This window comes from Mucilaginibacter sp. A3364 (genome assembly GCF_059690715.1).
The window spans coordinates 501717-527561 of the sequence record NZ_JCAWED010000001.1; the positions used below are offsets into that span (position 1 = coordinate 501717).

The 25845-nt window shown below is 44.7% G+C and carries 25 protein-coding genes and 4 tRNA genes; 23 read left to right on the plus strand and 6 right to left on the minus strand.

The window, feature by feature from the left end; all coding sequences use genetic code 11:
* The first annotated feature begins 1 nt into the window (after position 1).
* The 4 genes from AC59JT_RS02085 to AC59JT_RS02100 are packed head-to-tail and all read left to right on the plus strand — an operon-like array spanning position 2 to position 5738.
* Positions 2-3136, plus strand: coding sequence for an efflux RND transporter permease subunit (locus tag AC59JT_RS02085; RefSeq protein WP_497395640.1), 3135 nt, complete (start codon positions 2-4; stop codon positions 3134-3136).
* Positions 3069-4472: a TolC family protein gene (locus AC59JT_RS02090; RefSeq protein WP_497395642.1), complete on the plus strand. Its 1404-nt coding sequence runs from the start codon at positions 3069-3071 to the stop codon at positions 4470-4472. The genes AC59JT_RS02085 and AC59JT_RS02090 overlap by 68 nt, the downstream gene beginning before the upstream one ends.
* Before the next feature lie 31 nt (positions 4473-4503).
* Positions 4504-4881, plus strand: coding sequence for a response regulator (locus AC59JT_RS02095; RefSeq protein ID WP_497395644.1), 378 nt, complete (start codon positions 4504-4506; stop codon positions 4879-4881).
* On the plus strand, positions 4878-5738 hold the full coding sequence (locus tag AC59JT_RS02100) for an N-acetylglucosamine kinase (protein ID WP_497395646.1): 861 nt from the start codon (positions 4878-4880) through the stop codon (positions 5736-5738). Before AC59JT_RS02095 ends, AC59JT_RS02100 begins: the two co-directional genes overlap by 4 nt.
* 3 nt (positions 5739-5741) lie before the next feature.
* On the opposite strand, the gene AC59JT_RS02105 is transcribed toward AC59JT_RS02100, so the two are convergent.
* On the minus strand, positions 5742-7496 hold the full coding sequence (locus AC59JT_RS02105) for a bifunctional lysophospholipid acyltransferase family protein/GNAT family N-acetyltransferase (protein ID WP_497395648.1): 1755 nt from the start codon (positions 7494-7496) through the stop codon (positions 5742-5744).
* Between the two features lie 38 nt (positions 7497-7534).
* On the opposite strand from AC59JT_RS02105, the gene AC59JT_RS02110 reads away from it, so the two are divergent.
* From AC59JT_RS02110 to AC59JT_RS02145, 8 genes are all read left to right on the plus strand, one after another.
* A complete protein-coding gene (locus AC59JT_RS02110) occupies positions 7535-8389 on the plus strand; it encodes a helix-hairpin-helix domain-containing protein (RefSeq protein ID WP_497395650.1) in 855 nt (284 codons plus the stop codon).
* Positions 8386-8913 (plus strand): adenine phosphoribosyltransferase, encoded by a 528-nt coding sequence (locus AC59JT_RS02115; RefSeq protein ID WP_497395652.1) that lies wholly within the window; start codon positions 8386-8388, stop codon positions 8911-8913. Before AC59JT_RS02110 ends, AC59JT_RS02115 begins: the two co-directional genes overlap by 4 nt.
* A 153-nt stretch (positions 8914-9066) precedes the next feature.
* Positions 9067-10326: a glycoside hydrolase family 99 protein gene (locus AC59JT_RS02120; RefSeq protein ID WP_497395654.1), complete on the plus strand. Its 1260-nt coding sequence runs from the start codon at positions 9067-9069 to the stop codon at positions 10324-10326.
* A gap of 238 nt (positions 10327-10564) precedes the next feature.
* Positions 10565-11302, plus strand: a complete 738-nt coding sequence (locus AC59JT_RS02125; RefSeq protein ID WP_497395656.1) for a gliding motility protein GldB-related protein — start codon at positions 10565-10567, stop codon at positions 11300-11302.
* Positions 11299-11523 carry a hypothetical protein gene (locus AC59JT_RS02130; RefSeq protein ID WP_497395658.1) on the plus strand — a complete coding sequence of 75 codons (225 nt, stop codon included), beginning with the start codon at positions 11299-11301 and terminating at the stop codon, positions 11521-11523. The genes AC59JT_RS02125 and AC59JT_RS02130 overlap by 4 nt, the downstream gene beginning before the upstream one ends.
* Before the next feature lie 302 nt (positions 11524-11825).
* Positions 11826-12551, plus strand: coding sequence for a hypothetical protein (locus AC59JT_RS02135; protein ID WP_497395660.1), 726 nt, complete (start codon positions 11826-11828; stop codon positions 12549-12551).
* Positions 12552-12810: 259 nt separating this feature from the next.
* Positions 12811-13347, plus strand: a complete 537-nt coding sequence (locus AC59JT_RS02140) for a hypothetical protein (RefSeq protein ID WP_497395662.1) — start codon at positions 12811-12813, stop codon at positions 13345-13347.
* A 156-nt stretch (positions 13348-13503) separates the two neighbouring features.
* Entirely contained in the window at positions 13504-14676 is a 1173-nt protein-coding gene (locus tag AC59JT_RS02145) for an acyl-CoA dehydrogenase (RefSeq protein WP_497395664.1), read from the plus strand.
* Positions 14677-14825: 149 nt separating this feature from the next.
* Here the strand turns inward: AC59JT_RS02145 and AC59JT_RS02150 are convergent, their stop codons facing one another.
* A complete protein-coding gene (locus tag AC59JT_RS02150; RefSeq protein WP_497395666.1) occupies positions 14826-15953 on the minus strand; it encodes a hypothetical protein in 1128 nt (375 codons plus the stop codon).
* A gap of 201 nt (positions 15954-16154) precedes the next feature.
* Between AC59JT_RS02150 and AC59JT_RS02155 the strand changes: the two genes are divergently transcribed.
* Positions 16155-16931 carry an SDR family NAD(P)-dependent oxidoreductase gene (locus AC59JT_RS02155; RefSeq protein ID WP_497395668.1) on the plus strand — a complete coding sequence of 259 codons (777 nt, stop codon included), beginning with the start codon at positions 16155-16157 and terminating at the stop codon, positions 16929-16931.
* A gap of 2 nt (positions 16932-16933) precedes the next feature.
* On the opposite strand, the gene AC59JT_RS02160 is transcribed toward AC59JT_RS02155, so the two are convergent.
* From AC59JT_RS02160 to AC59JT_RS02175, 4 genes are all read right to left on the minus strand, one after another.
* Entirely contained in the window at positions 16934-17533 is a 600-nt protein-coding gene (locus tag AC59JT_RS02160; RefSeq protein ID WP_497395670.1) for an alpha-ketoglutarate-dependent dioxygenase AlkB family protein, read from the minus strand.
* Positions 17520-17789: an Ada metal-binding domain-containing protein gene (locus tag AC59JT_RS02165; RefSeq protein ID WP_497395672.1), complete on the minus strand. Its 270-nt coding sequence runs from the start codon at positions 17787-17789 to the stop codon at positions 17520-17522. The genes AC59JT_RS02160 and AC59JT_RS02165 overlap by 14 nt, the downstream gene beginning before the upstream one ends.
* Positions 17790-17877: 88 nt before the next feature.
* On the minus strand, positions 17878-18723 hold the full coding sequence (locus AC59JT_RS02170; RefSeq protein ID WP_497395674.1) for a methylated-DNA--[protein]-cysteine S-methyltransferase: 846 nt from the start codon (positions 18721-18723) through the stop codon (positions 17878-17880).
* 141 nt (positions 18724-18864) lie between these two features.
* Positions 18865-20439 carry a PAS domain-containing sensor histidine kinase gene (locus AC59JT_RS02175; protein ID WP_497395676.1) on the minus strand — a complete coding sequence of 525 codons (1575 nt, stop codon included), beginning with the start codon at positions 20437-20439 and terminating at the stop codon, positions 18865-18867.
* A 149-nt stretch (positions 20440-20588) separates the two neighbouring features.
* Here AC59JT_RS02175 and AC59JT_RS02180 point away from each other — a divergent pair, with 149 nt between their 5' ends.
* The 10 genes from AC59JT_RS02180 (at position 20589) to tuf (ending at position 25821) form a co-directional block, all read left to right on the plus strand.
* Positions 20589-21257, plus strand: a complete 669-nt coding sequence (locus AC59JT_RS02180; RefSeq protein WP_497395678.1) for a hypothetical protein — start codon at positions 20589-20591, stop codon at positions 21255-21257.
* A gap of 13 nt (positions 21258-21270) precedes the next feature.
* Positions 21271-22017 carry a hypothetical protein gene (locus AC59JT_RS02185; protein ID WP_497395680.1) on the plus strand — a complete coding sequence of 249 codons (747 nt, stop codon included), beginning with the start codon at positions 21271-21273 and terminating at the stop codon, positions 22015-22017.
* Between the two features lie 84 nt (positions 22018-22101).
* A complete protein-coding gene (gene rpsU / locus AC59JT_RS02190; RefSeq protein WP_497395682.1) occupies positions 22102-22296 on the plus strand; it encodes a 30S ribosomal protein S21 in 195 nt (64 codons plus the stop codon).
* A gap of 71 nt (positions 22297-22367) precedes the next feature.
* Positions 22368-23318: a tyrosine-type recombinase/integrase gene (locus AC59JT_RS02195; protein WP_497395684.1), complete on the plus strand. Its 951-nt coding sequence runs from the start codon at positions 22368-22370 to the stop codon at positions 23316-23318.
* A gap of 12 nt (positions 23319-23330) precedes the next feature.
* On the plus strand, positions 23331-23678 hold the full coding sequence (locus AC59JT_RS02200; RefSeq protein ID WP_497395686.1) for an HPF/RaiA family ribosome-associated protein: 348 nt from the start codon (positions 23331-23333) through the stop codon (positions 23676-23678).
* A gap of 393 nt (positions 23679-24071) precedes the next feature.
* Positions 24072-24144 (plus strand) — tRNA-Thr (locus AC59JT_RS02205).
* Positions 24145-24210: 66 nt separating this feature from the next.
* Positions 24211-24291 (plus strand) — tRNA-Tyr (locus tag AC59JT_RS02210).
* Positions 24292-24392: 101 nt separating this feature from the next.
* Positions 24393-24465 (plus strand) — tRNA-Gly (locus tag AC59JT_RS02215).
* A gap of 39 nt (positions 24466-24504) precedes the next feature.
* Positions 24505-24576: transfer RNA gene (locus tag AC59JT_RS02220), tRNA-Thr, on the plus strand.
* 57 nt (positions 24577-24633) lie between these two features.
* A complete protein-coding gene (gene tuf, locus AC59JT_RS02225) occupies positions 24634-25821 on the plus strand; it encodes an elongation factor Tu (RefSeq protein ID WP_497395688.1) in 1188 nt (395 codons plus the stop codon).
* The last annotated feature ends 24 nt before the right edge of the window (positions 25822-25845 follow it).

Genomic DNA, 25845 nt, shown 5'->3' on the forward strand with positions numbered 1-25845 from the left:
CATGAGTTTATCTTCAGTAAGTATAAAAAGGCCGGTACTGGCAACAGTTTTTTCTGTTGTGATCGTAGTATTCGGTATTATGGGCTATAAGTTTCTGGGTATCCGCGATTTCCCTTCGGTTGATCCGCCAATTATCTCAGTAAGTACCAGTTACTCGGGCGCTAACTCGGATGTAATCGAGTCGCAGATAACCGAACCTTTGGAAAAAGCCATCAACGGTGTACCGGGTATCCGTAACATTACCTCAAGCAGCTCGGTTGGTAGCAGTAACATCACGGTCGAGTTTGACCTGGATGCCGACCTTGAAACCGCCGCGAACGACGTGCGCGACAAAGTAAGCCAGGCCCAGCGCCAGCTTCCACAGGATATTAACGCCCCGCCGGTAGTAAGCAAAGCGGACGCGAATGCTGATAATATCATTACGGTATCTGTAACATCAGACAAGCGTAATATTACACAGGTGAATGATTACGCTGAAAACGTACTGATGGAGGGTTTACAAACCATCCCCGGTGTAAGTTCGGTTGGTTTACAGGGATCGCGCCAGTATGCCATGCGTTTATGGATAGATCCAAATAAATTATCGGCGCTCGGCTTAGCTGCAAGCGATGTACGTGATGCGCTTAACCGCGAGAACGTTGAGCTACCGGCTGGTAAGATTGAAGGTAACAATACCGAACTGATCATCCGTACCATTGGCCGTTTAAGTACTGAAAAAGATTTTAACGACCTTATCATCCGTGCTGATAGTAACCGCGTTATCCGCATGAGCGATATTGGTTATGCCGTTATGGGTTCGGCCAATGAGCAAACCGCGTTTAAAGAATCGGGCGTACCGCAGGTGGCACTTTCTATAGTACCGCAACCGGGTGCCAACTATGTTGATATTGCTAAAGAGTTTTACACGCGTTTTGAGCGTTTAAAGAAAGACCTTCCGCCCGATATTAAAGTAAAAGTATTAACTGATAACACCAAGTTTATTAACCAATCCATCAAGGAAGTTGAGGAAACCCTGGCCATATCGTTCATATTGGTGGTAATTATTATTTACCTGTTCTTTCGCGACTGGCTGATCGCTTTCCGCCCGCTGATAGATATACCGGTTTCCTTGATAGGTACCTTCTTTATCATGTACCTGTGCGATTATTCTATTAATATACTAACCTTGCTGGGTATCGTTTTGGCCACGGGTTTGGTGGTGGATGATGGTATTGTGGTTACAGAAAATATCTACAAAAAGATAGAGGACGGCATGGATGTGCGTAAAGCGGCATTCCAGGGATCGGCCGAAATATTTTTCGCGGTTATATCAACATCAATTACCCTTGCGGCGGTGTTTTTACCTATCGTATTTTTACCGGGCTTCACAGGCCGATTGTTCCGCGAGTTTGCGGTGGTTGTTGCAGGATCGGTATTGATATCGGCCTTCGTCTCGCTATCGTTAACGCCAATGCTAAGCGTTAAGCTGATACGCAAGGATCAAAAGAAGTCGAAATTTTACAAAATGACCGAACCGTTCTTTGTAAACATGACCAATGGTTATACCGAAACGCTGGTTAAATTCCTGAAACGCACATGGGTACTGCCTGTAGCTATTTTAGTAGGATCATTGGTGATGACCTGGCTGTTGAACAAGGACATTAAATCGGAATTAGCGCCCTTGGATGATAAAAGTCAGCTACGCTATTCTGTTACCGCGGCTGAAGGTTCATCGTACGAATTTACGGGCCGCTATATGGACAAGATATCCGACCTGGTGGCCGACTCGATACCCGAGGCTAACGTCAACCTGGAAATTGTTGCTTTTGGTCGTGGTGGCTCTGGCGCTGTAAACAGCGGTTTTGGCAGGATTGGTCTCGTGCCTCCAGGCGAACGCCAGCGTTCGCAGCAGGAAATTGCCGACTGGTTAACCAAAAGGCTATCGCGTTTTCCTGATGTGCGTGCCAACGTATCGCAGGAGCAAACCATCAGTGGTGGTGGCGGCGGTCAGCGTAGTGCTTTGCCAATGCAGTTTGTTATCCAGAATAATGATTTTGAGAAAATACGCAAGGTGTTGCCTGATTTCCTGAGCGAAGTTCAAAAAAGTTCGGTATTTGTAACGCCCGATGTGGATTTGAAATTTACCAAGCCCGAGCTAAGGGTAATAACTGACCGTGAACGGGCACGCGACTTAGGTGTGTCTGTAGCCGATATAGCTTCAACCCTGCAATTGTACTACAGTAACGGCCGTTTAGGTTATTTCCTGTACAACGGCAAGCAATACCAGGTTATAGCCCAGGCAGATCGTGCTAACCGCGATCAACCGCTTGACCTGAAAACTATTTATGTGCGTAATGATAAAGGCAAGCTGATACAACTGGATAACGTGGTTAAAGTAGTTGAAGGTTCAACACCGCCATCAATTTATCACTTTAACCGCTTTAAATCGGCTACTGTACAAGCTGGTTTGGCGCCGGGCCGCACCGTGGGCGAAGGCATAGCCGAGATGAACCGCATAGCCAAAGGCATGTTGGACGAAACATTTAGCACCGCGTTAAGTGGTGCCGCCAGGGATCAGGCCGAAAGTTCATCAAACATTGTATTTGCGTTCGGCTTCGCACTGTTGCTCATTTACCTGGTATTGGCCGCGCAGTTTGAAAGTTTCCGCGACCCGATCATCGTAATGTTAACCGTGCCTTTAGCGGTAGCAGGTGCGTTCTTGTCACTTTGGTTGTTTGATCAAACGCTGAATATATTTAGCCAGATAGGTATCATCACCCTGGTAGGTTTGGTAACCAAAAACGGTATTTTGATAGTGGAGTTTGCCAACCAGCAAATGGAGCACGGAATGAGCAAGTACGAAGCGGTAGTAACCGCAGCCACCGCCCGTTTACGCCCTATATTAATGACCAGTTTGGCCGTGGTATTGGGTTCGGTTCCCATAGCCTTAGCATTAGGTGCGGGTGCAAAAAGCCGTGTATCATTAGGTATAGTAATTATTGGGGGGATGCTGTTCTCGCTGGTGTTAACACTGTATGTTATCCCGGCTATGTATATGTTGATCGCATCAAAAACCCGTAAGGACCCTGATGCCGAAGAAGAAGGAGAAGTGGAAGAGCCAAAAAAGAAAAAAACAAAAGTACTTGAACACGCTTAAGCCGATCATGAAAGTGAAAAATATAAATAAACTGGCCTGCTTAGTTATTTGCAGCGTGGCGCTTGCCGTTAATGCAAAGGCGCAAAATGCTCCGTTATTAACTTTGAAGGATGCGGTAGAGATAGCCTTAAAAAACAATTACAATATTAAGCTGGCGCAGAATAATAAAACCATTGCGCAAAACAACACCACTATTGGTAATGCGGGTATTTTGCCAGTGGTTACCGGTACATTTAATAGTAATAATAGTATTCAAAACAGCCGTACATCGCGTAATACAGGTGTAGTAACCGAGTTTAATGGCGCGCGTAACAGTAGTGTAAATTACGGGGTTGGGTTAGACTGGACGGTATTTGATGGCTTTGCCATGTTTGCCAATTATGACGAATTGAAAACCCGTAACAGGTTAAGCGATATCACATCCCGCGATACTGTTTTGCAAACTATTACTAATGTAATATCCACCTACTACAATATTGTTAACCAGAATGAAACGCTGAAGTCTTTTAAAGGTGCTATCCGCATATCAAAAACTCAGCTAAATATAGCTAACGATAAATTTTCGGTAGGTACGGTAGCTAAACTTGACGTGTTGAACGCCCAGGTAAATTTAAATACCGATACCGCTAACTACCTGAGCCAGCTGCAACAACTTAAAGCCAGCAAAATACAGCTAAACCAACTATTGGTGCGCGATATGCAGACTGATTTTGATGTGATTGATACCATTGTGGTTGATGATAAATTAGTACTGGGCGATGTACTTAATGCAGCCGCTACACAAAACCCGCGAATACTTTCATCGCAAATTGCCAGGCAATTGGCCGAGATTAACCTGAAACAAATTAAAGCCACGCGTTATCCTGTAATAGGCGTAACCTCTGGCTATAACTTTACCAACAGCAAATCGCCAAACGGCGCACTTTTAAGTCAGAATGCCCGCGGTCTTACATACGGTTTAAATGCTACCATTAACATATTTGACGGCTTTAACCAAAACCGCCGCGAGAAGAATGCCAGGATCCAGATAGAAAATTCGGAGCTATCGGCCAAACAAGTGAAACTGACTATTGACGGGCAGGTAAACACACTGTACGTAAATTACCTGTCGGGATTGGACCTGGTTAAAGTATGGCAGGCCAACGTGGGTATTGCCAAACGCAATTTGGAAATATCGTTAGACAAGTATAAATTAGGAAATATTACGCCGCTGGAGATACGCCAGGCCGAGGAAAATTACATTGTGGCGCAGGTACAATACTTCGCCGCACAATACCAGGCCAAAGCTGCCGAAATAAGTTTAAAGCAAATAACTAACAACATTAATATCCAATAATCAAATAAAAAGTTATTTTTGGTGATATAAAATGACTGCATCTTACAAAACCTGCCTCCTGATTGATGACAATTACATAGATAATTTTGTCACCAGTCGCCTATTGGAGAATAGCAAGTTTGTAGAAAAGGTGGTTGTTTGCCAATCATCGCACGGCGCTATTGAGATGCTGCGCGAGGGGTTGGTAACCCCTGATGTTATTTTTCTGGACCTGCGCATGCCCGTAATGGATGGCTTTGAGTTTTTGCAGGCCTATGATGGATTAAGCATCGATAAAACTGGAATTAAGATATTTATGTTGTCGTCATCGCTTGATCCGACAGATATCAAACGATCGTTCGATAATAAATATATCACCCAGTTTCTTCACAAGCCACTCACCAAAAAAGTACTTGAGGAAATTTCATGATCTTAGTTGCCGATAGCGGATCGTCAAAAACAGATTGGTTACTTAAACAACCGGGTAAAGAACCACTAGAGTTTAGAACCCCCGGCCTCAATCCCTATTTTTTAACCGAAAAGGAAATATCCAAAATTGTACAGGACAAAGCGCCCGATATGGTGGCTTTTGGTGCCGAGGTTAAAGAGATCTATTTTTTTGGCGCGGGCTGCTCAAGCCCAGACAGGCACGAAATTGTGTCAAACGCCCTGAGCCAACTTTTTACCAAAGCGTATATCAGTGTTGATAGCGATCTGCTGGCATCAGCTTACGCGACCTGCGGGCACGAAAAAGGCTTATGCTGCATACTGGGTACAGGTTCAAATATCTCATTTTTTGACGGGGAAGATATCCACGCCGGCAAACACGGTCTAGGTTACATCTTAGGCGATGAAGGTGCCGGCACGTGGCTGGGCAAAGCCCTGGTAACCGACTTTTTGTACGACCGTATGCCCGATGATATTCACAAAAAGTTTAATGGTACTTATCAATTAACCAAAGAAGAGGTTATCATAAACGTATATCAAAAACCGGCGGCAAACGCTTACCTGGCATCGTTCGCGCGCTTCCTGAACGTGATACGCAGAACTGAATACGGGCAGAAGATCATCAAAGCGGCCCTGCTGGAATTTATCGAGACCAATATTAAATCATACCCGCAATACAATCGCTATAAATGCCACTTTGTAGGTTCAATAGCAACGGTGTTTACCGATGAGTTGACGACCCTTTGCAGGGAAAACGAAGTCCATGTAGGCAAGATCATCAAGCAGCCTATACATGACCTGATGGCCTTCATTCTAAGTCGCGAAGGGTTTAAAGAGTAACCGTTACATACCGCCGCTCAGCTTATCCACCATATCCTGCGGGATCTTTTTCAGGTCAAGCACCAGGAAGCCATCCAACGCGTCAGAAAATTTGGGGTCGATATTAAAGCAGATGATCTTGGCATTAAGGCCAATGTATTGGCGCAGCAGTACAGGCACCTTCATGTTACGGCTTTCCACCTCGGCAATTAAAGCATCCAGGCTTTTAAAATTACTTTCGCCGCCCATTAACACATCCGCATCGACGTTAGAAAAATCGACCTTGAATTTTTTTCGCGGTTTTACATATTCGGCCATTTCCTCATCAAAGTGATTGCGGGTGATATAATCTACGATCAATGATTTTGAGAATTGCGAGAACGAGTTGCTGATACTCACCGGGCCTATAAGGTAACGGTAACGCGGCTTATCCATCACAAACTTCAGGATACCCTTCCAAAGCAGGAACAGTGGCAGGGGTTTAAGCTGATACTCCTTGCGGATCCATGAGCGGCCCAGTTCTAAACTCTTTTTAAGTACCGGCGTAAACTGAGTTTTGATCTTGAACAGCTCGGCTATATAAAAACCTTTTTTGCCGAAGCTATAAAATATCTCATCGCCCATGCCAATGCGGTAGGCACCTACTATCATTTTGGTTTCGCGGTCCCAGATGAATAGATGATTATAGTAAATATCATACTCGTCCAGGTCGGTAGCCTTGTTGGTACCCTCGCCAATTTCGCGGAAAGTGATCTCGCGCAGGCGGCCAATTTCACGAATAACATTAGGGATAACGTTGGTTGGCGTAATGAATACCTCGTAATTTTTTTCTTCCCAAACTTTATAGTTTTCGCGCAGCGGAGCAATTTCTTTTTCTAAAATCCCCGCATCAATAGCCTTAACTATCTCTTTGGGCTTTTTTTTTATTTTGAAAAGACTGCGCGGGTCGAATAACTTTTTCTCTTCCTCCAACCCTGTACCCAAAGCATACGTACGGGCCCGCAGGAAGTTGAGCAGCTTGGTATTATTGTTATTTTCGGGAATGTCTTCAAATTTGATCGATTTGCCAATACGCAGTTTAATAGACTGCCCCTGCTTATTAAATAACTCCGAAGGCAATTTGGCCGTACGCAAGGTAGGATGGATCAAACTCAATAAATTGAACAACACCCCATTGTTACCATGAAAATACACCGGCACCACCGGCACTTTGGCCTTGGCAATAATTTTGCCGACCACCGGATGCCACATACGATCTGTAACCTGCTGCTGCTCAATTTTAAAGGTCGATACCTCGCCCGCCGGGAAAATACCAATAGGCGTGCCGTCGGCCAGCATTTGCAGGGTTGTTTTTATGCCACTTATACTTGATGAGTGCTCAATATTCTCGAACGGGTTCACCGCTATAAAAAAATCGCTCAGGTTAGGAATTTTTTTGAGGATGAAGTTGGCCATCAGTTTGGCATCCGGGCGGGCCATCAATAGCATTTTTAAAAATACTAGTCCTTCAATACCGCCGTATGGGTGATTGGCAATGGCTATAAAGCTGCCGGTGGCCGGGATGTTTTTAAGGTCCTTTTCGTCAAATTCTACTTCAACGCCGCAGCCTTTAAGGATGGCATCAATAAACTCGATACCGTTTTTGTGCTGCGCCTGGGCAAACAGGTCGTTTACCTGGTTTATCTTCATCAGTTCCATCAGGAAGGATGCCAGGCCGGGCATTTTCAGCTTATCCAGTTTGGTGGCCCTGGCAAATTCTTCTGTGGTTATAATTTTCATTTTATAATTTATACTTTAAGGGTGTCAATTACCTCGCCATGATATCACGCATTAAAAACTACCTGTCGGTCACCAAAAAAGAGTGGAACGGCATGGTGGTACTCGTGATATTGATTGCGCTGGTGCTGGCAGCCCCTTACATTATTCAACACTACACCAAAGATAATGTTATAAATTTTAAAGACTTTGATAAAGCGGTGGCCTTGTTACAGAAATCGGGGGCTGATAGCGGGGAATACACTGCATCTAACAAAAGCTTAACACTATTTAAATTTAACCCTAACAATCTGCCCGACAGCCAATGGGTAAAACTGGGCCTGAGCGGCCACCAGGTCAACATTATTAAAAATTTTGAGGCCAAAGGCGGCCGGTTTTACACCCGGGCCGACGTCAAAAAAATCTACAGCATAAGCCCGGCCGACTACCGCCGACTTGCCCCATACATTGACCTGCCCGATGGCGAGGCCTACACCTCCAACAAACTCAAACCCGGTGAGGTCATTGAGCTCAACACTGCCGACTCGGTCAGGCTTACGCGCCTGCATGGCATCGGCCCCGCTTTTGCCAAACGCATAGTGGAATACAGGCAACGCCTGGGCGGTTTTTTGGCTAAGGAACAACTTACCGAAATTTACGGCATAGACGCCGAAAAGTACGCCGAGATCAAAAATCAAATCAGCGTTAACCCCGCCCGCATTGTGAAGATCAATATCAACGAGGTTGACTTTGAGGGGCTGCGCAAATTTCCATACCTTACCAATAAACAAACCAACGCCATCATTCAATACCGCGCGCAGCATGGTAATTACCACTCGGTGGAGGATATGCGGGAGATAGTGATATTGGATGACCAAATTTTGCGTAAAATTGCGCCTTACTTAAATTTTAAATGATAGACCAGCAGATAAAAACCGCCGTTCGTGATATACCTGATTTCCCGAAACCGGGCATTATATTTAAGGACATCACTACCATATTAAAAGACCCCGCCCTCTGCACCGCCATTGTTGACGAATTTGCAGACCGCGTAAAACACCTGCGCATTGACGCGGTGGCCGGCGTGGAAAGCCGCGGCTTTTTATTTGGCTTAACCTTGGCCACGCGCCTGGGTGTTCCTTTCATCCCGGTACGTAAGGCAGGTAAACTTCCTTATACCATCAAGCAAAAACAATACGAGCTGGAATACGGCACCGCCACCATTGAAATGCATACCGACGCTTTTTTGCCGGGTCAGCATATTTTATTGCATGACGACCTGCTGGCCACCGGGGGCACCATTACCGCCGCCAGCCAACTGATACAGGAAATGGGCGGTACCGTATGCGGTTTTGCCTTTGTGGTGGGACTGGGCTTTTTAAATGGCAAGGAAAAAATTGCGCCTATAAGTGAGCAGATCATCACCCTGGCCGAGTACTAAGTGTAGCGGCTTATGCGTAGCACGCTACAGTGCTACACCTGGTGTAGCGCGCTACAGTGATGATTATGAGGTGCTTGTGTTTTTTGGTGACGCTGTTTTGTCAGTACCGGTGCTACACCCGCTTTAAACCAATTTATACTTAAATACAAGGATATGAAACTACGTTTAACAACCCTGCTGTTGCTTTGCGCTACACTTTGTGCTACAGCCCAAAAGTATATCCCAACTACAAACACCCTTAACAAAAAGGTGATGTTTGGCTACCAGGGCTGGCATGCTACGCCCAATGATGGGTCGCGGAACGGGGTTTGGCGGCATTACTTTGGGGGGCGTAGCGCTACCGCGGCGGCTAACGCTAATTTTGACCTGTGGCCCGATATGCGCGAATACCCTGACGCAGCATTGGAAGCTACTTCCATGAACTATCCCGATGGCAAACCTGCCAAGCTATACTCGGCTTATAAATATGAGGCGGTTGATCTGCATTTTAAGTGGATGGCTGAACATGATTTGGACGGTGTGTTTGAGCAGCGCTTTATATCTGATATTCGCGGTGGCGCACGCAGGCACTTTAACCAGGTGGTGCGTAATGTGAAACAGGCCAGCGAAAAGTACAAGCGGGTTTATTGTATTATGTATGACATCACCGGTGCCGGCCCTAACTGGAAGCGTGATTTGCTGGCCGATTGGAAATTCCTGGTCGACTCGTTACAGGTTACGCAGGGCAAATCATACCTGCAGCATAACGGCAAACCGTTGCTGGCTATATGGGGCATGGGCTTTGATCATAACGCCTTCGCCACCGTAGCGCAGAGCGATTCGTTGCTGGATTGGTTTCACAGCGGTGCGGAGAAGAAATACCGGGCCACCATTATGGGCGGCATTAACGATACCTGGCAGAAGCATAGTGCCGAGTGGATAGCTGTTTATAAAAAGATGGATGTGATCAGTCCCTGGGCGGTGGGCCGTTTTGGGGATGATGAGGGTGCCGATAAGTTTCGCGATCGCTCGGTTGTGCCTGATGTGGCCTTCTGCAAGGCTAATAACATTGCTTATATGCCGGTTATATTCCCCGGTTTCTCGTGGTACAATATGCACCGCGGCAAAGCGAAATACAATCAGATCCCGCGCCGCGGTGGCGAGTTTTACTGGCATCAATCGTATAACGTGCTCAATGCCGGGGTAAATATGGTTTACATAGCTATGTTTGATGAGATAGATGAAGGTACCGCCATGTACAAAGTGGCTCCAACTGCCGCCCAACGCCCGGTTGATCAAACTTTTATTTCGCTGGATCAGGATGGCTTGTTGCTTCCGTCTGATTGGTATTTGCAATTGGCGAGGGCTACTAGTGAAGTATTAAGAGGGAAGGTAAAGAATGGGGTTGGGATGCCGGTAGGATTAAAAAAATAATGCTGTAGAGACGCAATATTTTTGCGTCTCCTCTTAGGCTTTTCAGTAATATGTCATTGCGAGGCACGAAGCAATCGTAAGGAGAAAAGTCGCAGATTAGCAGGTGTGCGATTGCTTCGTGCCTCGCAATGACAAAATAGCACCCCTCGTTGGTCCGCTATCGCAGATCCGGAATAACAAGAGGTAAAGATTAACTGCGCTGCAACGTTTACTTTTGTTCCGTCGTCTATCATTTATCATGATCAAGAAAAGCCTGCTTTTTATTCTGCTAATCGCTTTTAGTGTTGGCATCGCGCAAGCACAAACCATTTCTACTTTAGACATCAAAAACTTTTGGTCAGCTTTTGATAAAGTTGTGGCTAGTACAGACAGCGCCGCACAGTTACAAATTATACAACACAACTACCTGGACAAGGGCAGTGCCGGACTAAAGGATTTTGTAAAGGCCAGGAGTTGGACTGCCGAACGTTTCCGCAGCGCTATTATCGGGCATCCTGCCTTTTGGGCTAGCATAAGGCAGAAAACAATCGCCGCCGGTAATAAGCGCGCCGCTATAAAGCAACTGTTTAAACGTTACAAGCAATTATATCCCGGCTTTAAATCGCCCGAGGTGTATTTTGTTATCGGTTTTATTGAAACCGGCGGAACTACTACGCAAACACGCCTGCTGCTGGGTACCGAGATAGTAGCGGCAGATAGTTCGGTAAATGCTGACGGCCTGCATCCTGTCATTCAAAAGTTTTTCAAATCAAACCCGGATATGATGGCGCTGATAGCGCATGAGGCTACCCATACCCAGCAAAAAGGCGGCGATATGGAAAAGAAACGGAACTCAAACTTATTGGGTTTTTGTATTGCCGAAGGTGTTTGCGACATGATGGCCGAAGTGCTGTTGGGTAAACAGCTTAATCACCCGTACCTGTTTACGGGCGGGAGCATGACAGGGAACTATGGGCAAAGTTCAGCACAGAAATGACGGGCACCAAAACCACCAACTGGCTGTATAACGGCGGGTTGAAAGATACCCGCGTTGCCGATTTGGGCTATTATATGGGTTACGCCATTTGCAAGGCTTATTATGATAAGGCCGGCGATAAAAAGCTGGCAATAAAAGATATGTTGCAGTTGGATTTGGAGAATATAGCAGCGCTGAACGCTTTTTTGGCAGCTTCGGGCTATGGAGACCAAAAACAGTAAACGTAGAGACGCAATATTTTGCGTCTTCCGAAACCTGGAGGTGGATAACAACCCGCGTAAGCGATGGCAACGGATACCGGCCCGGCAATGGCCTTTGCGCGCAGGCCGCGCTTAATGCCTGCAGGCGTATGAGTGTACAGCGCGACCCCGGCTTCTACCAGCCGGGGGGACGCCCATGTTATAAAACGCTGGCGGGAGACGCAAAATATTTCCTCTCTACATTACTTGTTTGTTATTGTAATACAATTACTTAACTTTAAGTAAAATATAAAAGAAGCGCCTGCCTCGTTAAAACCAATTTTATGAAAAGAAACCTGCTGTTAATTACCATATTGGCTGCTTTTGTTGTTGCAGGCTGCAAGAAAAAGGCCGTGCAGCCAGACGAGCCTCAAACCAAACAGATAAAATTGCTCACCAAAATTACCCGTACGCAAGAGGGAGGAACCGCGCAAACAACCGCTATAACATACGATAGCAAAAACCGGATAATTGAGATAAACGGAGGCGTGAGCCCTAAGTATACGTATACTGATGACCTGATCACATCAAGCACGGCAGGGAGCTTTACGCGTATTATTACTTATAACAATGGTGTGCCTGTAAGTGTTGATTATGGTAAGGGCCTGGTGTACACACTTACGGTTGAGAACGGCCGGGTGGTAAAGGCTACCAGCAATGCTGCCACGCCAATTGTATCGCAATTTGTTTATACGGGCAACAATGTAACTACCTTTATTAATGGAGCCAATACTACCAAGTATGTATTTGGCACCAAAAAGAATCCTTATTATGACGCACGGTTTAAGTATGGATTTGATACTGCCGAATTGGATTTTTTATCGGAGAACGAGGTGCTTGAGTCGATAATTAAAGATAGTCCGCGCCTCGGGGCAACCTATACTTACGAGTACGACGCGGATGGTTACCCTAAAACCGCCGTTGAAAAACGCACCAAACCTAATGACGCGACCGCCTTTATTTATACCAATATAGTTTACGAATACGAAACCCGGACGGTGGCTAAATAGGTTGCTAGGTTTTTTACTGACTTATAAGTAAGAATTTAATAATAGAGCCGGCTTACAACCAATAGGTTTGGGGTTTTTGTGCTACCTTGCGCTATATAAACCCTAAGCCTATGTTACCTTCTTTTGTTTCCACCTATTGGCCTGTTATAGCAGTAGTTTTCCCGGCGTTAATGGTTTATGGTATTGTTAAGTATGTTAAGCGCGATAAGGTTTAACATCATCTACAAGAATTATACAGCGGTACTTTAAAAATACTTAAGTGAAAAAATACATCATTTTAATATCGTTGTTTTTCTTACTTATAAGTTCTTGTCGTCAAAAAACTGCCGACATCCCAAAAGGTTGGCGTAAAATGAACTTGCGTGGCGGATGGACACTGTACACGCCCCCGGAATTTTGGTATAAATCTATGCAAGGAATAGATTCAGAACCGGGGTATATATATTCAATGAAAGATTCTATAAAATTGACTTTCGATAGCGGTACGGATCCTGTATTAAGTGACGATTGTAGTTTTGAGAAAATATACCTTAAACAAAAAGGGAAAATTGATACAGGGTCTTACAAAAGTTTATATAATATACCTATATATAGTAAGGCGGCTATTGACACAGTAGATAATAGAATAGCAGTGATATTTACACCTGCAAACAGAAAAAAAGGCGGCGTTGATATTCATGTGATACCGAATTGCACAAACGGGGCATGGATTGCAATATATAGTAATGGGCTATCAGTTGTTAAGCGAGCCCTTGTAGTTAAAATGTATAAAACCCTGCACCGGGAAAATGAGTAAAATATTTTTCTTCAATATTTATCAGCTATAATTGGGTTTAAACTAACTAAACCTATAATATATACCATATACCCAAATGGTCCCTTTTTACGCGGGGCAATGATGAAACTTTCGCGGTTAAAATAGCGTTACTTTGTTGTAAACCAGTTAAAAAACATGAGTACGCTACTTACAGATATACCTGCCGGATTTGATTTTTCGGCCGATGATAACCAGGCCATGGTTAAACAAATGGCCCGCGATTTTGCCGAGCGCAATATACGCCCCCACGTAATGGAGTGGGACGAAGCGCAAACTTTCCCTGTTGAACTTTTTAAACAATTAGGCGAGCAAGGCATGATGGGCGTGCTGGTGCCTGAGCAGTACGGCGGCTCGGGTTTCGGCTATTTTGAATATGTGGCCGTTATTGTTGAGATAGCTAAAGTTTGCGGTTCGATAGGTTTATCGGTAGCCGCGCATAATTCGCTTTGCACAGGGCATATTTTGGCCTTTGGTAACGAGGAGCAAAAACAAAAGTGGCTACCCAAACTGGCCAGCGCCGAGTGGATTGGCGCCTGGGGTTTAACCGAAGCCAACACCGGATCGGACGCGTTGCATATGCAAACCACCGCTGTGTTGGATGGCGACCATTATGTAGTTAACGGATCTAAAAACTGGATAACACACGGCAAATCGGGCAACGTAGCCGTGGTAATGGTACGCACCGGCGAGCAAGGCGATTCGCATGGTATATCAGCCTTAGTGATCGAGAAAGGTACGCCCGGTTTCACCCACGGTAAAAAAGAAAACAAACTGGGTATGCGTGCTTCGGAAACTACCGAACTTATATTTGATAACTGCCGCGTACCTGCCGCCAACCTGCTGGGCAAACCCGGCGAGGGCTTTATGCAGGCCATGAAGGTGCTTGATGGTGGGCGTATATCTATTGCCGCGCTATCATTAGGTATTGCCAAAGGTGCTTTCAATGCCGCCGTGGCTTATGCCAAGGAGCGCAAGCAGTTTGGGCAGCCTATCGGCAACTTCCAGGCTATTGCCTTTAAACTGGCGGATATGGCCACCGAAATTGAAGCTGCCGAGCTACTGATCATGCAGGCTGCCGATCTGAAAAATCGCCATAAACCGGTTACCAAGCAATCGGCCATGGCTAAATATTACGCATCCGAAGTAGCTGTTAAAACCGCTACCGAAGCTGTGCAGATATTTGGGGGATATGGTTACACCAAGGATTTCCCGGTTGAGAAATATTATCGTGATGCCAAGCTGTGTACGATAGGCGAAGGGACGTCGGAGATACAGAAGATTGTGATTAGCAGGGAGGTGTTGAGGTAGTACCCCGACCCCACCCAACCCTCACCAAAGGGGAGGGCTTTTAATAAAAAGAGTGTCATGCTGAACCCGTCGAAGCATGCGGGCAAAGGCCTTTACGCCTACCCTTCGACGGAGCTCAGGATGACACCCCGCGCGCTTTCGTTTTTAGATCACTTCTCAGGCGTTATTACCGTATTTACAAACAAGCCTTTATTGCTTGTATTATCGTCGCTAAACTTTCCTTCAATAATACTTTGACCCGTTATGGCGGGATTGTTGCCGCGGCCCAGGGGCCAGGTTCCTGTGGTATCGTCAATATGGATGCCGGCCAGGTGGGCGGCTTCCAGGCCAAAATCGGTGCAGTTGTTGTTGCTCAGGTTGTAGTCCAGTTGGTTATAGTCGGCGGTTAGGGCTAGTATGCGGTCGAAGCGTTTTTTGGAGATGAATTTGCCCAGCACTTCGTCCCACTGGTGGTACGTATCATCTTTAAATACCGAACTGGTAGTAGGTATCAATGGCGTAGCCGATAAAGGGTTACGCTTTTTAGGATAAAACCCGAAAGAGAACGACGTATAGGTAGAATCGGTATTATACTTTATTAGCGTTATAAAAGTATGGCCGGTATTGTTTAGCACAAATACTTTGCGCTTGCCCGGTACCGGTTGTTTTACGTGGAAAAGCATGGCATAAGCGGCGGCGGTTTTACCATCGTTAAAGGTGCTTGCTATGTTGTTATAAGTGGTGGGCGTGCCGCTTTTGGCTTTGCGATAGTTAGGCAGCTTTAAAAGGCCGGCCTGTTTAGCCACCAGCGAATCGTCAATAGCGTTTATGGCCAGGTAGCCGGCGTTGGTGAGTTGCAGTTGGGTACTGTCGGCTATATCGCGGCGGGCTGGCTGGGTTGTTTTCAGGAAACATTTCATGGCCAGCGGGTATAACTTTAGTTTGGCAAAAACATTGGCCAGGCCATACAGAAACTTTTTGCGTGCGGGGTTATAGCTTACCTCATCATCGGCCGTTACCTTTTTCAGATAGCCCATTAGTTGTTTGCGGTCTTCGGGCTTTTTAATGCTTACTTCGATGTTGGCCAGTTGCGCTTCTTCATCAAATACCGGGGTGAGGGGGGCCTTGCTTTTTTCTTCGATATCCTGCTTAACCGTAGCTAGTGTATCATTACTGGCAATTACATAATTAAGCGACTGATTTTTATGCAGTGACTGCCCTTGCGCAGCAACAGCGAAATGAAAAAACGCGGCAAGTAAAAACAGTTTTAAAAGTATCGGCTTGTGATAGGTACCCATGGGGCTTAAGTTACTATAGTGTTATGAAAATTTAATGAATTTATAAACTTGTTACACGTAACAACAACACAAGCCGTATTTAGTAATATATGCTGTAGATTTACTATTCATCAGCACAAACATAGCAGATAAAAATTAAGTCGACAATATTGGTAGATATTTTTAGAAATTTGTGACAATTAGCAAGGCAGACAGTAAATAATGAAGCAATACGCATTGATAACAGGTGCCAGCGGTGGCATAGGCGAGGCCATAGCCATACAATTAGCACAGCAAGGTTATGGTGTTTTGTTGGTTTCGCGTAACGCGGATAAGCTGGCGGCACTGGCCGAGAGCATTACCCAGGTACACAAGGTAGATGCACAATTTCTTTCGGTAGATCTTTCCGAAAGCGGTTCGGCAACTGATGTAAGTAACTGGGTTGATCAGCTTGGCATACCATTAGCTATACTGGTTAATAATGCCGGCTACGGTGTTTTCGGCAGGTTTGATGAAACACAACTGGCCGATCATCTTAATATGATGAATCTGAACATTAACGCGGTAGTGGAACTAACGCATTTATTATTACCCAAGTTTAAGCAAAACAAGCAAGCCTATATATTAAACGTCGCCAGCACCACGGCTTACCAAGCCATGGCGGCGCTGAGTACTTATGGGGCAAGCAAAGCTTTTGTGTTATCGTTTAGTCGCGCGCTGGCTTATGAGTTAAAGGATCGTAATGTATCGGTAACCTGCCTTTCTCCCGGTGCCACCAGCACCGGGTTTATTGAGCGCGCTAAGATGGATGAGTTTAAGGATTTTGCCGAAAAATTTAGCATGACGTCCACCGAAGTTGCCGGCATTGCCCTTAAAGCCATGTTTGCAAAAAAGGTAGAAATAGTACCCGGCTTTTTAAATAAACTGGGTGTATTTGCCGCCGGTTTACTCAACAAGCGTTTGGTTGAGCGTATTGCGGCGCGGATGTATAAAATGTAGCGCTATACCATTGTTCTGAAAGTTAAATTAACCCTTGGCGTTTTTATACGTGTTGATTTGGGAAGGCTGTGCAGCCAGTTGCTTTGGGTGGTGCCCTTCATTACCAATAAGCTGGCATGTTCCAGCATCACGGCCACGGGTGTTTTGCTAATGCGATGTTTAAGCGCGAATTTGCGCTCGGCGCCAAAGCTGAGGGAGGCGATGGTAGTGTTTTTACCTAATGATTTTTCATCGTCGCTGTGCCAGGCCATGCCTTCGTTGCCGTCATGGTACAGGTTAAGCAGGCAGGAGTTGTATTGCTCGCCAGTAAGTTCTTCAACCAGGGTTTTTAGTTCCAGTAATTCTTTGGTCCAGTTCAGTGCGTATTTGGTGGTGTTGGAGTAGGTGTAGTTATAACCCTCATTGCCATACCAGGCTACTTTACGTTTGGTGATGATATGCCTGCCGAAGATAACCGCCTCATCGTTTTTCCATTGAATGGTGTTGAGCAATATATCCAGGTATCTATCGGCTTCTTCGGCAGTCATTACTTTGCCGTAGTAGTTTACCTCGCCATCGGCGGGGAGTAGGTTGATAATGTTTTTTGTGTTAGACAGTTCCATTTTGTTGTTTCCATATTTTGTATTCGGCAGGCATGCAATGGCCGCAGGGGCGATAGCCGGCTGTGATGGCTTCCTGTTCATCGGCAAAGAAAACGCGGTTCTCGGTTTTCATCCGTTTGCCCGACGCGCAGTTTAGCGTGCCGTATATTTTGCCTTTAGCATAGCCCGCCAGTGTGATTTCGCCTTTGGCGATAAGTGCCTGTAATGCCCTAAACCTGGTGAAAGGTTTGTTGCCGAGATTGATGTGTTTGATCATGTGACAGATTAATATCGAACACCTGAATGTCGACCATCGAATTTGCTGATCCTTCGATATTCGACATTCAGTATTCGGTGTTCGATATTCAAACGGCAGTGCGCGCCGCTTCCCAGCCCAGCATGGCGCTTTTACGGGTGCTGCCCCAGTGGTATTGGCCGGTTTCGCCGGTTGAGCGGATCACCCGGTGGCAGGGGATTAAAAAGGCTACCGGGTTATCGCCTACGGCGCTGCCAACGGCGCGGCTGGCATTGGGGTTTTGCAGGTTGCCCGCCAGGCTACCGTAGGTAATCATGCCTCCCATAGGTACTTTTAACAGCGTTTCCCAAACTTTAAGCTGGAAGGGGGTGCCTTTAAGGTGTAGTTTGATATCGCTTAGTTTGCTCCAGTCCTGTGTGAAAATAAAGAGGGCATTTTGCTGTACGGCATCAACCATGTTGGTATAAGTAGCATTGGGGAAGCGTTCATGCAGCAGTGCGAAGGCCTCAACAGGTTCCTCATCGGCGAACGCCATATAGCAAATACCTTTTGCGGTTGAAGCTACCAGCAGGGTGCCAAACGGTGTTTCGGCGAAGCTGTAGTTAATGTGCAGCAATTCGCCGCCATTTTTGTATTCGCCGGGTGTCATGCCTTCAACCTTAATAAAAAGGTCATGCAGGCGGCCGGTGCCTGACAGGCCGGTTTGGTAGGCCGTATCAAACAAGGATGCTTGTTTATCCTTTAATATGTCCTTGGCATGTTCAACGCTCAGGTATTGTAAAAACTGTTTGGGGCTTACGCCGGCCCAATCAGTAAACATGCGCTGAAAATGAAAAGGGCTTAGGTTTACGTGTTCGGCAGCTTCGTCCAGTGTGGGCTGCTGTTTGTGGTTTTGTTTCAGAAAATCAATTGCCCGGGCTATGCGGTTATAATCAATTTGTTGTTGCGTTTCCATTGTTATTTGTATTTGATGATACAAATGTACTTCGGCCTGAAAGGCTATGAAACCCGTTTCTTGCGGAGTTATAAGCGGGGCGATGCGATCGCCGCCCCATGTTAAGCGCTCGTTGCAAACGAGCGCGAGTTTACAAGGTTTCTACCCCTGCACCACATCATCAATAGGTATAGTAAACCAAAAGTTACTACCCGACCCCAGCTCACTATCAACCCCAATTTTACCATTGTGCCTGCTAATGATCTCGGATGTAATATACAATCCCAGGCCCAGGCCCGAAAACTGGTGACCAAAAGCATCAACCCGATAATACCTGTCAAATAAATGGGGCAACTTTTCGGGGTTTATGCCTATGCCAAAATCGCGTACAGATACGGTGGCCGTGCCATCGCCCTGGTAGGCGCTCAGTTCAATGCGTTTGGCCTGCGGCGAATATTTGATGGCATTGCCTATCAGGTTTACCATTACCTGGTAAATACGGCGATAATCGGCAAATACCATCAGTTGTTCATCGCCCATAAAAACAAACTCGTGGCTGCCCTCCATATAGTCGGCGCAGTCTTTTATTAGTTCTATCAGGTCAAACTTGGTAATGTTTAGCGCCAGTTGACCCTGTTGTATCTTGGTGACGTTAAGCAAATCGTCCAATAAATGGATAAGTTTATTGAGGTTATTGTTGGCCTTGGTGACAAAGGATGCTACCTTTTCGGGCACCGGCTCGGTTTTCACCAGTTTCTGCAATATCTGCATCGAACCGCTTAACGAGGTGATAGGCGTTTTGAGCTCATGGCTGGCTACGCTGATAAACTCGTCCTTACGTAACTGTAATTGGTATGATTCGGTCACATCCTGCAAAATGCCGCTAAAGCGTACGGCATTGCCCTCCTCATTAAAAATAGCTTTACCGGTGGCTTCAACTACTTTTTTGTTTCCGTCTTTGTTTTGTATGGTGTAAATGATGTTGTAATTACCATCAGATCCTTTGGTTATGGCTTTTTTTATAGCCTCGATAACTTTGTCGCGGTCCTCGGGTATAATAGAACCAATGGCATCTTCAAGGGCTATTTCCTCCTCGGCCGGTAAACCAAACCATAATTTCAGGCGTTCGTTGCCAATAAATTTGTTGGTGGTAGGGTTTAAATCAAAAGTCCCCAGTTCGGCGGCTTCAATAGCAAATTCCAATTCTTTTTTTGCACCCTTAACGTCATTATAAGCAGTTATCTGGGCGGTGGTTTCGTTGCATATAACTAATACTCCGCCGGGCTTGCCGGTTTCATCGTTAACCTTGCTGTAGCTAAACGTCCAGTAAACATCTTCCAGTTTGCCGTTTCTATATATAGGTATCAGCTGGTCCTCGCTCCAAACAGATTCGCCGCCGGCCATTACCTGGTCTATCAAAGGTTTAATAACCGGCCATATTTCGGGCCAGCAATCAACGCCACGTTGGCCAAGTGCGGTAGGGTGTTTGCCGTTTTGGCCCAGGCTTGGGCGGTAGGCATCATTATAAAATTGTATCAGCTCGGGCCCCCACCATAAAAACATGGGGAAGCGCGAGTTAAGCATAATACTAATAGTAGTTAACAGGCTTTGCGACCATCCATCGGGCGTGCCCAATGTAGTTTTACTCCAATCAAACTCTCGTGTTAGCCGCCCCAACTCGCCGCCACCATCAAAATAGTGTTTATAGGACGAATGAGCGGAAGTATCTGTAATCATTAATCAGGCCGTGTAAATAAGTAGAGAGATAAATATAGTTTTATTAAACTGTTTTGGAGTAAAAAAGTTTGGAAACCCTTCTATGCAATTGATGACCTTTAGTTTTTATGCATTGATTTTCTTAGCTTGCTTCTACAAATCTTATCATCATGAAACAGTTTGTCCTATTAATACTTGCCTTGTTGTGCATAACCAATGCCCACGCACAAAATGATGAGCGCTCCCTTAAATTTATTAGCGAGGTTATTACAGGCCCGGATATTGTTTACAGGGATAGTTTGAATGAAAACTTTGGGGGCCAACTAAACGAGGCTCTTGCATTCCGTAGAGGGCGGCCTTTTTACAAAACCGATCCTGATAGTTTGATATTGATAGATAATACAGGTAACAGAAAGACCGTTGCGACAACCAGCGTTACGAAAGATTTCAGAAGCAAGTTTGATGGTAAGGTAATTCAGAAAATTGCCGATTCGGTTGTGTTATCGGCAACGGAGCTGGCTTACGTTAAAGCCGAGGTGGCCAAAATGAAACGCGAAAAGTGGCAGGCCGGCTTATTGAAAAATTCGACGCCTATAGCTAAAGATTCTTTGGTGGCGATTTTTAAAGACTATAATAAAGGCTGGCCTTACATGCGAGCGAAGGGCTGGGGCAAGGTTTATTCGTTTAGCCGGCCAATATTTTTACGTGGCGGTAGTTACTGCATTTTTTATTATGATTATAGCTGCGGTAGCCTTTGTGGCTTTGGCGAATTGGCTATTTATAAAAACGTTAATGGTAATTGGGCGCACTGGATAAAAATGATTCAGTGGGTAAGTTAATTTTATAAGGTAGATGATGAAGTATTGGTTATTATTGGTTGGCCTTTTAACTGTTGTTGATGTTTCCGCGCAGAACGACAAGCGTTCGGCAGGTTTTATTAGCGAGATTGTTGAAACGCATATTATTTACCAGGACAGCGTGAGCCGTGCTGAAATAAATAAGGAGTACGGCGGTAAGTATCCATATAGAAGAGAGCTGATTGTTTTTAGGGATAGCGCAAGCAAAAATCTTGACCATTTAATGGATAATGCTTTTAAATATAATAAGGCCAGGGTGTTTTATCATCAACGAGAAGATAGTGTACTTTACATTGATAAGAACGAAAAAAAGACACGTATGCAGGCATCTGAAGCATCGCAGTTGCAAAAACAGAATTTTATGAGCAGGGTGAGGCAACTGGCTGCTGATTCGGTAATCTTGTCGGCTGCTGAGCTTGCCTACATCAAGAACGAGATAAAGAAACTAAGCAACCGTAAGTGGAGCACCGGCTTGCTTACTAATGCCAAACTTATTGAAGCGGATACGATAAATAATGTGTTTAAAAATTTGCGTAATGACGGTTGGCGGACTATGTATAAGAAGGGTATAAGTAAGTTTTACACTTTTAGCGTACCAGTATTTTTAAGAAACGAAAGCCTTTGTATTTTTTATTACGATGAGAGCTGCGGCTATACCTGTGGCTATGGTGAGTTGGCTATTTATAAAAAGGTAAACGGCAGGTGGGTAAATTGGGCTAAAATGAGTTCGTGGATAAGTTAGCAGAACTATAATTAAAAAACCTATTTGTAAATCAAAACTTTGTGTGTACCTTTGCCCTCCCACGAAAGGAGGTATTTAGAGATTATGATCATTATCAACGTTAAAGAAGGCGAATCATTAGATAAAGCATTAAAACGCTTCAAGAAGAAATTTGAGAAAACCGGTGTATTGCGCGAACTACGCAGTCGTCAGGCATTCGAGAAAAAATCTGTAGCTCGTCGTCACGAGATCAAACATGCTATTTACAAACAAGGCTTGAACCTGGATACTACTGCTTAATTCTGTAAAAAGAATTTTCAGTATTTCTTGTAAACATATATAAAACTATTTGTACATTCAGTTTGCCGAATGTGCAAGTAGTTTTTATGTTTTTAGAGCGGTTTATACATTATATACAATATGAAAAGCGGTACTCGCCGCATACCGTCTCTGCTTACCGCTCTGATCTGGATCAGTTTTTTAACTACCTCAACAATCCGGATAAACTAACGCCTGCGCCGCAGCCGGAATTTACACATCCCAGCCAAATAACGCATCACCACATACGCAACTGGATGGTTGATATGATGGGAAATGAAATTATTGCCCGTTCGGTAAACCGTAAGGTGGCCACGCTGCGCAAATACTTTAAGTTTATGGTGCAGGAGGGGGTGCTGGAGGTTAACCCATCATCAAAAATAAACACACCTAAAATACCCAAGCACCTGCCCGTAGTAGTTGAAGACGTTAAGCTAACTGATATGCTTGACGGTAAGCTTGACGACAAGGACAAGGGGGAGAAAATATTTACCGATGATTTTAAAGGCACCCGCGATAAATTGGTGATAGAAATGCTTTTTGGCACCGGCATACGCCTGGCCGAACTGATAGGCATTAAAGAAGGCGACCTAAATACGTACGAGGGAACGGTTAAAGTGTTGGGCAAACGTAATAAAGAACGCATACTGCCATTAAATACCGAACTGCGCCTGCTTTTGGCCAGGTATTTGGAGTTAAAGAAAAGTGAAAATTTTAGTAACAATTCATTAACATTGATCGTTACAGATAAAGGGGCAATTGCATATCCGAAACTTATTTATAATATAGTGCAACAATATTTAACCAACATATCAACCCAAAACAAAAAAAGCCCCCATGTACTGCGGCACACATTTGCCACAAGCTTGTTAAACAAGGGGGCGGATCTGAACGCCATTAAGGAACTGCTGGGCCATGCGAATCTGAGCGCTACCCAAATTTATACTCACAACTCAGTTGAACGTCTAAAATCTATTTACAAACTTGCCCATCCAAAGGCATAAAAAGGAGGAACCATGAAAATTACAGTGCAATCAATTCATTTTACTGCAGACAAAGGATTGTTGGAATTTATTCAGAAAAAAGCAGACAAGCTGGACACGTTTCATGACAGTATAATAAGCGGGGAGGTTTATTTAAAATTGGAGAACGTAGAAGACGAAGCCAATAAAATATCCGAAATTAAACTACAGCTACCGGGGACCGTGCTTTTTGCAAAAGAAAAATGCAAAACTTTTGAAGAAGCAACCGACCTTGCCGTTGAAAGCCTGCGTAAACAAATTGGCAAGGCCAAAAAAGTGAAAGAGATTGCAGCACAGAAGGTTAAAAAAGCCGTGTTGGCATCAGAAGAAGAGGAATATTAAAATTGATATAATTAAAAAAAAAGAGGGAAAGATCGACAGGTGAGGAGCCTGTCGATCTTTTTTTGTGAAGATGAGTTCCTGAAAATTGAAATCAAATCGTAGAAGACGTTTTGGAAAACTTTAAAATTCGATTTTTTTTAAATCGTTATTCTTCTTTTCTCGCTGTAAATCAGCCATAAAAAATCTTTAAAAATCGGGCTCGAAAACTCTACTGTTTTTTTTTGAGAAAAAATTTTGCGGGGCACATTTTATTTGTAAATTTGCAATCCCTTTCGGAGAGGTCCTTAACTGGGTTTTTCAATAAGAAAGGGAATGGTTCTTTAAAAAGAAAAATTATTTTTTGTGTTGTAACTGTCGATTTTTTTCGCAGCTTTGCGCCACTAAAAAAAATAAGCCTCCTTAGCTCAGCTGGTAGAGCAACTGACTTGTAATCAGTAGGTCATTGGTTCGATCCCGATAGGAGGCTCTGTTAATTTCGGAAGCGTAATATTTAGCTTCAACTTTGGATATTATTAATCCGAAATCGACAATTGGGGGGATACCAGAGCGGTCAAATGGGACGGACTGTAAATCCGTTGCTTCGGCTACGAAGGTTCGAATCCTTCTCCCCCCACACATTAATGAGTGGATGTGAAATTGAGTGAATGATTGAATGTATTGAAACTTAAAAGTCAAAACATTCCTTAATTCACTCAATCACTCATTAAACAAAAAGCGGAAGTAGCTCAGTTGGTAGAGCGATAGCCTTCCAAGCTATAGGTCGCGAGTTCGAACCTCGTCTTCCGCTCGGTGAGGTTGTTACGATAACCAAACTAAAAAAACATAAGCCGACGTAGCTCAGGGGTAGAGCACTTCCTTGGTAAGGAAGAGGTCATGGGTTCAAATCCCATTGTTGGCTCACTTATTTATTAAGTAATACAGTTTTAAATATAAATTAACCAAACATCATACAATCATGGCAAAAGAAAAATTTGACCGCAGTAAACCGCACTTAAACATCGGTACTATCGGTCACGTTGACCACGGCAAAACAACTTTAACCGCAGCTATCACTAAAGTATTAGCTGACGCTGGTTTATCAGAAGCTCGTTCATTTGATTCAATTGACTCGGCTCCTGAAGAAAAAGAGCGTGGTATTACAATTAACACTGCACACGTTGAGTATTCAACTGCTAACCGTCACTACGCACACGTTGACTGTCCAGGTCACGCGGATTACGTGAAAAACATGGTTACAGGTGCTGCACAAATGGACGGTGCTATCATCGTTGTTGCTGCAACTGACGGCCCAATGCCTCAAACCCGCGAGCACATCTTGTTAGCTCGTCAGGTAGGTGTACCTTCATTGGTTGTGTTCATGAACAAAGTTGACATGGTTGATGATCCGGAATTATTAGAGCTAGTAGAAATGGAGATCCGTGAGCTACTTTCATTCTATGATTTCCCTGGTGATGATATCCCGGTTATCCAAGGTTCTGCTTTGGGTGGCTTAAACGCTGATCCGAAATGGGTTGGTAAAATTATGGAATTGATGGAAGCTGTTGATAGCTACATCCCAATTCCTCCACGTTTGACAGATCTTCCATTCTTGATGCCTGTTGAGGACGTATTCTCGATCACTGGTCGTGGTACTGTAGCAACCGGTCGTATCGAGCGTGGTGTGATCAACTCAGGCGAGCCTGTTGACATCCTGGGTATGGGTGCTGAGAACTTGAAATCAACCGTAACCGGTGTTGAGATGTTCCGCAAGATCCTTGACCGTGGTGAAGCTGGTGACAACGTAGGTTTATTGCTACGTGGTATTGAAAAAACTGATATCCGTCGTGGTATGGTTATTTGCAAACCAGGTTCAGTTAACCCACACACAGACTTCAAAGCAGAAGTTTACGTATTATCAAAAGCAGAAGGTGGCCGTCACACTCCATTCTTCAACAAATATCGTCCGCAATTCTATTTCCGTACAACAGACGTTACAGGTGAAATTACCTTAGCTGAAGGTGTAGAGATGGTTATGCCAGGTGATAACGTTACCATCACTGTAAAATTGATCAACGCTATCGCTATGGAAAAAGGCTTACGTTTCGCTATCCGTGAAGGTGGCAGAACTGTAGGTGCTGGCCAGGTAACTGAAATTTTAGCTTAATTTCAGTTCCTTTAAAGGAAATAA

Bases quoted from the DNA above. Each gene is read 5' to 3' on its own strand.
- AC59JT_RS02085 (WP_497395640.1), top strand. From the start codon at position 2: ATGAGTTTATCTTCAGTAAGTATAAAAAGGCCGGTACTGGCAACAGTT.
- AC59JT_RS02090 (WP_497395642.1), top strand. From the start codon at position 3,069: ATGCCGAAGAAGAAGGAGAAGTGGAAGAGCCAAAAAAGAAAAAAACAA.
- AC59JT_RS02095 (WP_497395644.1), top strand. From the start codon at position 4,504: ATGACTGCATCTTACAAAACCTGCCTCCTGATTGATGACAATTACATA.
- AC59JT_RS02100 (WP_497395646.1), top strand. From the start codon at position 4,878: ATGATCTTAGTTGCCGATAGCGGATCGTCAAAAACAGATTGGTTACTT.
- AC59JT_RS02105 (WP_497395648.1), bottom strand. From the start codon at position 7,496: ATGAAAATTATAACCACAGAAGAATTTGCCAGGGCCACCAAACTGGAT.
- AC59JT_RS02110 (WP_497395650.1), top strand. From the start codon at position 7,535: ATGATATCACGCATTAAAAACTACCTGTCGGTCACCAAAAAAGAGTGG.
- AC59JT_RS02115 (WP_497395652.1), top strand. From the start codon at position 8,386: ATGATAGACCAGCAGATAAAAACCGCCGTTCGTGATATACCTGATTTC.
- AC59JT_RS02120 (WP_497395654.1), top strand. From the start codon at position 9,067: ATGAAACTACGTTTAACAACCCTGCTGTTGCTTTGCGCTACACTTTGT.
- AC59JT_RS02125 (WP_497395656.1), top strand. From the start codon at position 10,565: ATGATCAAGAAAAGCCTGCTTTTTATTCTGCTAATCGCTTTTAGTGTT.
- AC59JT_RS02130 (WP_497395658.1), top strand. From the start codon at position 11,299: ATGACGGGCACCAAAACCACCAACTGGCTGTATAACGGCGGGTTGAAA.
- AC59JT_RS02135 (WP_497395660.1), top strand. From the start codon at position 11,826: ATGAAAAGAAACCTGCTGTTAATTACCATATTGGCTGCTTTTGTTGTT.
- AC59JT_RS02145 (WP_497395664.1), top strand. From the start codon at position 13,504: ATGAGTACGCTACTTACAGATATACCTGCCGGATTTGATTTTTCGGCC.
- AC59JT_RS02150 (WP_497395666.1), bottom strand. From the start codon at position 15,953: ATGGGTACCTATCACAAGCCGATACTTTTAAAACTGTTTTTACTTGCC.
- AC59JT_RS02155 (WP_497395668.1), top strand. From the start codon at position 16,155: ATGAAGCAATACGCATTGATAACAGGTGCCAGCGGTGGCATAGGCGAG.
- AC59JT_RS02160 (WP_497395670.1), bottom strand. From the start codon at position 17,533: ATGGAACTGTCTAACACAAAAAACATTATCAACCTACTCCCCGCCGAT.
- AC59JT_RS02165 (WP_497395672.1), bottom strand. From the start codon at position 17,789: ATGATCAAACACATCAATCTCGGCAACAAACCTTTCACCAGGTTTAGG.
- AC59JT_RS02170 (WP_497395674.1), bottom strand. From the start codon at position 18,723: ATGGAAACGCAACAACAAATTGATTATAACCGCATAGCCCGGGCAATT.
- AC59JT_RS02175 (WP_497395676.1), bottom strand. From the start codon at position 20,439: ATGATTACAGATACTTCCGCTCATTCGTCCTATAAACACTATTTTGAT.
- AC59JT_RS02180 (WP_497395678.1), top strand. From the start codon at position 20,589: ATGAAACAGTTTGTCCTATTAATACTTGCCTTGTTGTGCATAACCAAT.
- AC59JT_RS02185 (WP_497395680.1), top strand. From the start codon at position 21,271: ATGATGAAGTATTGGTTATTATTGGTTGGCCTTTTAACTGTTGTTGAT.
- rpsU (WP_497395682.1), top strand. From the start codon at position 22,102: ATGATCATTATCAACGTTAAAGAAGGCGAATCATTAGATAAAGCATTA.
- AC59JT_RS02200 (WP_497395686.1), top strand. From the start codon at position 23,331: ATGAAAATTACAGTGCAATCAATTCATTTTACTGCAGACAAAGGATTG.
- tuf (WP_497395688.1), top strand. From the start codon at position 24,634: ATGGCAAAAGAAAAATTTGACCGCAGTAAACCGCACTTAAACATCGGT.